This window comes from Mesorhizobium sp. M7A.F.Ca.MR.176.00.0.0 (assembly GCF_004023165.1).
GTDB lineage: Bacteria > Pseudomonadota > Alphaproteobacteria > Rhizobiales > Rhizobiaceae > Mesorhizobium.
In genome coordinates, this window is the sequence record NZ_RZTC01000007.1 from 54,708 (window position 1) to 59,051 (window position 4,344).

5 protein-coding genes are annotated in these 4,344 nt (G+C 64.0%); 2 read left to right on the forward strand and 3 right to left on the reverse strand.

Annotated features, from left to right (window positions below):
* Window positions 1-782 (reverse strand): LysR family transcriptional regulator (locus tag EOB59_RS04570; protein WP_245486525.1); only part of this gene is annotated, 782 nt, incomplete at its 3' end.
* 114 nt (window positions 783-896) lie between these two features.
* Between EOB59_RS04570 and EOB59_RS04575 the strand changes: the two genes are divergently transcribed.
* Window positions 897-1,106, forward strand: a complete 210-nt coding sequence (locus tag EOB59_RS04575; RefSeq protein ID WP_127321943.1) for a DUF680 domain-containing protein — start codon at window positions 897-899, stop codon at window positions 1,104-1,106.
* A gap of 98 nt (window positions 1,107-1,204) precedes the next feature.
* The gene (locus EOB59_RS04580; protein ID WP_127809051.1) at window positions 1,205-2,164 is read left to right on the forward strand and encodes an SDR family oxidoreductase; all 960 of its coding nucleotides are present in this window, start codon (window positions 1,205-1,207) and stop codon (window positions 2,162-2,164) included.
* A gap of 63 nt (window positions 2,165-2,227) precedes the next feature.
* Here EOB59_RS04580 and EOB59_RS04585 read toward each other — a convergent pair whose 3' ends face one another.
* Together EOB59_RS04585 and EOB59_RS35950 are read right to left on the reverse strand one after the other, a co-directional pair.
* Window positions 2,228-2,386, reverse strand: coding sequence for a DUF3309 family protein (locus tag EOB59_RS04585; RefSeq protein WP_127809050.1), 159 nt, complete (start codon window positions 2,384-2,386; stop codon window positions 2,228-2,230).
* A gap of 92 nt (window positions 2,387-2,478) precedes the next feature.
* A partial coding sequence (locus EOB59_RS35950; protein ID WP_245486526.1) for an efflux RND transporter permease subunit occupies window positions 2,479-4,344 on the reverse strand: 1,866 nt, incomplete at its 5' end.

Consider the following 4,344-nt stretch of genomic DNA (forward strand, 5'->3'; position numbering starts at 1 on the left):
ACCGGCAGCGGCAGGTCAGGCAGCACCTTCTCAATCAAAGGATCCCTGTCGGCCAGCGGCTCCTGGCCGAGGCCAATGCCGTTTCCCGCCCGCACCGCTTCCCACAAAACGATCTGGTTGTCGGCCCTGAAGCGGAAGCTGCTCCGGGTGACGGGGATGCCATGCTGGGTAAAGCCCCTGATGATCTCGTCGCCGCGATCGAAGCCGACCAGATCGTGGTCGACAAGATCGGCAGGCTTCAGCGGACGGCCGCGCCTGTCGAGATAGGATTTGGCCGCGCAGGCGCAGAGCTCGATATCGCAGACCTTGCGTGCCGTCAGCTCGTTCTGCGCCGGCTTGACCATGCGGATGGCGATGTCGGCATCTCGACGCAGCAGGTTCTCGACTTGGTTCGAAGCAACGATCTCGACCTCGATGCCGGGCTCCTCGATCCCCAGCCGCATCGTCATCTCAGGCAGGACATAGGCCGCCACGACCTCGCTGGCGGCGATGCGCACCGTGCCTTCGATGGCCTCGACCGAACCCAGCGCCAGGAGTGAGAAGGCGCTTGCCTGCTCGCTGACCGCCTTGCCGCGTTCGAACAGCGTGCTGCCGGCCTCCGTCAGTTCGTAGCCGTGCCGTCCTCGACGGAACAGCGTGACGCCCAGCGCCTGTTCCAACTCGCCGATGTGACGGCCAAGCGTCGGCTGGCTGGCCGAAAGCTTTCGCGCGGCGGCCGACAGGCTGCCGGATTCTGCCACGGCGACAAAGCTCTTGATCAGGTTCCAGTCGATTTCAGTCATTCATTTATGAATATCAGAACGCCATCTGTAGTCAATTTCCATTCGCATTCGGAGCGACCATATTCCGGCTGCAGACACCAACACGGACTGCAAACACCAACCAGGAGAACTCAGATGACCAAGATCGCCCTCACCGCCGCCGCCATCCTCATTTCCGTCAGCGCCGCTTTTGCCGGCAGCGACAAGTTTGGGTCGAACGACGCCAGCCAGCCGGCTGTCACCAGCACCGACAACACGACCACCGCTTCGATCCACAACCCGGATGCGGCCGTCCGGCAACCGGTCACGCAGGGCAGCAACCGCGACCTCTTCGGCAGCCGCTGATCTCGATCGCGCTCGTCGCTGATCTCGATCGCGCTTGTCGCTGATCCCGATCGCGCGTCCAGACCGACCACGCAAATCCCAACCCAGGAGTGCTTCCAATGACCAGTATCGCAATTCTCGGTGCCAGTGGCCGGCTCGGCCGCGTGGTCGCCAAGGCCTTCATCGACGCGGGCTACGAGGTTCGCGCAGTCACCCGCAACGGCAAGGTGCCGGCCGAACTCAAAGGCGCCACAGCCGTTGCCGGTGACGCGCTCGACCGCGTGGCCCTCATCCGCGCCACGCAAGGTGTCGATATCATCTTCAACGGCCTCAACCCGATCTACACCGACTGGGGCAAGTGCCTGCCGATGGCGCAGAATGTCATGGCTGCCTGCCATGCGAATGGCGCACTGCACCTCTTCCCCGGCACCGTTTACAATTACGGCTCACCGATGCCGGCGGTGATATCGGAAGACACACCCTTCCATCCGAGCACGCAAAAGGGCCGCATCCGCTGCGCCATGGAGGAATTGTTTCGTCGCGAGGCCGACGCGGGCCGCGTCCGCACCATCCTTCTGCGGGCCGGCGATTTCTTCGGCGGCACCGGCAGCGGATCATGGTTCGACCTGATCGTTGCCGCCAAGATCAACAAAGGTATCTACACCGCGCCTGGCCCGGTCGACCTCGTACATGAATGGGCCTATCTGCCTGACTTCGCTGTGGGCTTCGTCGCGCTGGCGCGCAATCTGGACAAGCTCGGCTTCTATGAAGCGCTGAACTTTCCGGGCCACGCGGTTACCGATCTGCAGATCAAGGCCGCTGCCGAGAAGGCTATCGGTCGTCCGCTCAAGATGACTTCGATGCCCTGGTGGGTACTGCGCGCTGGCAGCCCGTTCGTAGCGATGTGGCGCGAGATCGTCTCCATGTCCTACCTGCGCTTCGAGCCGCATCAACTGGCTTCGATGCGGCTGGAAGGCATCGTCGGCGAGATTCCGCACACGCCGTTGGATCAGGCGGTTGCTGAAGCGCTCGGGGATATCGGCATTGCCACCGTGACCTGCGTTGCGAAAGCTGCCTGACCTCCGCGATAGCGGGCGATGCTCCTCCGCAGATTAACAATCTCCGCGGACTGAGAGGGCGCCTCAGAGCCGTCCCATCAACAGCAGCACCATAAGCAACACCAGCACCACGCCGACAATACCCGAGGGCCCATAGCCCCAGGAGCGCGAATGCGGCCAGGCCGGCACCGCGCCGATGAGGATAAGGACCAGGACGATGATGACGATGGTGGTGATCGGCATGAGAACCCCGCAATTCGACTTTTCGCCCAAGAACAATGCAAAAGGCCGCCCGGTTGTTCCGGGCGGCCTTTGCCGGTCAAATCGGCAATGATCTATTCGGCGGCTTTCGGAAAGGCGATATCCGGCCCGGCTCCGGCATCCCGCCCCGGCGCATCGGTCGATGAAATCTCGACCTTGCCGCGCCGGAACAGACGGCTGATCAAGCCGCGCCGTGCGCCCGGCTTGACCTTGGCGCGGGTGAACACCATCAGCATCGACGGCGTCACCACCAGCGTCAGCACCGTGGCGAAGGACAGGCCGAAGACGATCGCCGAGGAGAGCGAAATCCACCATTGCGTCGACGGCGCGTTGATCGTCGTCTCGTGATGGAAGATTTCCAACCCGAGGCCGAAGGCGATCGGCAGCACGCCGAGAATGGCCGACACAGCCGTCAGCACGACCGGGCGGGCGCGCTCGCGGCAAGTCTGCAGCACCGCCTCGACCTTGTCCCAGCCTTCTTCACGCAGCCGGTCATAGGTGTCGATCAGCACGATGTTGTTGTTCACCACCACGCCGGCCAGAGCGATGACGCCGATGCCCGACATGACGATGCCGAACGTCTCGCCGGTTATCAGCAGCCCGAGGAACACGCCGATCGTCGCCATGACCACGCAGGACAGCACCAGCCAGACGCTGGTGAACTTGTTGAACTGCGCCAGAAGCACCAGGAAGATCAGGAAGATCGCCGCCCCGAAGGCCTTGCTGAGGAAGGCGCTGGCTTCGGCGCTGTCCTCGTTCGAACCGGCCAGCTTCCAGCGGATGCCGCTGCCGAGATCCATGTCGGAGACGGCCTTGGTGACCTGCTCCTGCACAGCCGCGACCTGAGCGCCGGCGGCGACGTTGGCCTGGACGACCACCGTACGCGCGCCGTCGATGCGGTTGAGGATGCCGACCGTCGGCTCGGGCTTGCGCACGACGAAGTTCGAGATCGGCACCGAGCCTTGTGAGGTCTGCACCCTGAGTTCGTCGAGCGTCGACAGCGTGCGCCGGTCTTCGGGCAGGCGCAGCCTTATGTCGACCGCGTCGTCGGCGCCGGCGGGCCGGTATTCCGAGAGCTTCAACCCGTTGGTCACCAGTTGCACCACCGTGCCGACCGAGGTTGGGCTGATGCCGTACTGCGCCGCCTTGGCACGATCCACCTCGAGCGCCCAGTCGACACCGGGCGGCGGCAGGCCGTCGGAAATATCGATGACGCCGGGCACCTTGCCGATGCGCGCCGCGACCTCACGGGCCTTGTCGTCGAGCCCCTTGGGGTCGACGGCCGAAAGCCTGATCTGGATCGGCTTGCCGGTCGGCGGACCGGCTTCCGGCACGCGCACCTCGACATCGACGCCGGGAATGCCGGCCATGACGCCGCGCAGATCGTCCAGGATGTGGTTCGCCGACTTGCGCTCGCGCCAGTCGATAAATTCGTACTGGATGACGCCGACGACGTCTTCGGGGATATCCTGGCCGCCGCCTTGCGTCTTGCCGACGCGGGTGTAGACCGACTTCACACCCGGCCAGCCGAGCAGCCTGTCTTCCGCGATCTTGGTCGCGGTATCCATTTCGGCCAGCGAAAGATTGCCGCGCGCATGCACGTAGAGCAGGCCATAATCCGGCTCGACATTCGGGAAGAACTCGACGCCGGCGCCGTATTTCGAATAGGCAAAGCCGACGCCGAACAAGAGCGCGACGGTCAGCACCAGCACGGTGATGGGGAAGCGCACCGCCTGCTTGACGATCGCCATGTACCAGCCGTCGCGATTGTCATCCTCATGATGCGGCGGCGCCTTGGCGAAGATCGCACCCAGCGTCGGCGCGAAGACAAGCGCGTAGAGCATCGAGGCCGATAGCGTGACGATCAGCGTGATCGGCATGTACTTCATGAAGTCGCCGATGATGCCCGGCCAGAACAGCAGCGGCGAGAAGGCGGCGAT